1 protein-coding gene is annotated in these 1,895 nt (G+C 64.0%); it reads right to left on the bottom strand.

The features are described 5' to 3' along the window. Positions 1-1,802, bottom strand: a 1,802-nt coding sequence (gene typA, locus ACESLR_RS03055) for a translational GTPase TypA (RefSeq protein WP_373025782.1), incomplete at its 3' end; no start/stop codon positions are given. Positions 1,803-1,895 lie beyond the last annotated feature (93 nt).

Consider the following 1,895-nt stretch of genomic DNA (forward strand, 5'->3'; position numbering starts at 1 on the left):
GAGGCCTTCTTGCGTTCGTGCTCCAGCAGGAACTTCTTGCGGATGCGGAGGTTTTCCGGGGTGACCTCCACGAGTTCGTCGTCGTCGATGAACTCGATGGCCTGTTCCAGCGTCATGCGGATCGGCGGGGTCAGCTGGATGTTCTCGTCGGTCCCGGCGGCACGGATGTTGGTGAGCTGCTTGGCCTTGAGCGCGTTCACGACCAGGTCGTTCTCGCGCGAGTGCAGCCCAATGACCATGCCCTCGTAAACCTCTTCGCCGGGACCGATGAACAGCTTGCCTCGGTCCTGCAGGTTGAACAGGGCGAAGCCCAGCGCCTTGCCGGCGGCATTGGCGATCAGCACGCCGTTCTGGCGCGAGGCGACCGCCCCCGGCTGATAGGGACCGTAGTGGTCGAAGATGTGGTGCAGGATGCCGGTACCGGAGGTGGCCGTCATGAACTCGGTCTGGAAGCCGATCAGTCCGCGCGACGGGATGATGAAGTCCAGGCGCACGCGGCCCTTGCCGTCCGGGACCATGTTGGTCATGTCGCCGCGGCGTTCGCCGAGCTTCTCCATGATGGTGCCCTGGTGCTGTTCCTCGACGTCCACGGTGACGGCCTCGTACGGCTCCTGCTTGACACCGTCAACCTCCTTGATGACCACCTCGGGACGCGCCACGGCCAGCTCGTACCCCTCGCGGCGCATGTTCTCGATGAGGATGCCCAGGTGCAGCTCACCTCGCCCGGAGACCTTGAACTTGTCCGGGTCCTCGCCCTCTTCCACGCGCAGGGCCACGTTGTGCTTGAGCTCTTCCTGCAGGCGGTCGCGCAGCACGCGGGAGGTGACGTACTTGCCCTCGCGTCCGGCGAACGGCGAGGTGTTGACCTGGAAGGTCATGCTCACGGTCGGCTCGTCGACGGTCAGCGGTTCCATTGCCTCGACGTGGTTCGGATCGCACAGGGTGTCGGAGATGAACAGCTTGTCCATCCCGGTGAAGGTGATGATGTCGCCGGCACGGGCCTCTTCGACCTCGACGCGCTCCAGGCCGTGGAAGCCCATGATCTGCAGCATGCGGCCGTTGCGCACGCCGCCTTTGCGGTCCACCACCTTGACCGGGGTGTTCGGCTTGATGCGTCCGCGCTTCACGCGTCCGATGCCGATCAGGCCCTGATAGCTGTTGTAGTCCAGCGAGGAGACCTGCATCTGGAACGGGCCGTCGGCGTCCACGTTCGGGGGCGCGACGTGCTCGACGATGGTCTCCAGCAGACAGGTCATGTCGCCCTCGGTCACGCTGGAGTCCAGCCCGGCAAAACCGTTCAGGGCGGAGGCGAACACAATCGGGAAGTCCAGCTGCTCGTCGGTCGCACCCAGGCGATCAAACAGGTCGAACACCTGGTCCACGGCCCAGTCGGGGCGCGCGCCGGGGCGGTCCACCTTGTTGACCACCACGATCGGCTTGAAGCCCATCGCGAAGGCCTTCTGGGTGACGAAGCGGGTCTGGGGCATTGGGCCGTCGACTGCGTCCACCAGCAGCAGCACCGAGTCGACCATCGACAGCACACGTTCGACCTCGCCACCGAAGTCGGCGTGTCCGGGGGTGTCGACGATATTGATGCGGTAATCCTGCCACTCGATGGCCGTGTTCTTGGCCAGGATGGTGATCCCGCGTTCCTTTTCGATGGCGTTGGAGTCCATGATCCGATCGCCGTGGTCACCACGCTTGTCGAGGGTGCCGGACTGGCGCAGGAGCTGGTCGACCAGCGTGGTCTTGCCATGATCGACGTGGGCGATGATGGCGATGTTGCGAAGCTTCTCGGTCATGGAATACGAACTCTAGATACTGGCAAAAGGGCCGACACTATACAGACTTATGAGCGTCCGCGCTGCGACTTCCACGTTTTCAGCGCAGGCTCC

The sequence above is a fragment of the Thioalkalivibrio sp. genome (genome assembly GCF_041685615.1).
In the GTDB taxonomy this organism is placed as follows: Bacteria; Pseudomonadota; Gammaproteobacteria; order Ectothiorhodospirales; family Ectothiorhodospiraceae; genus Thioalkalivibrio.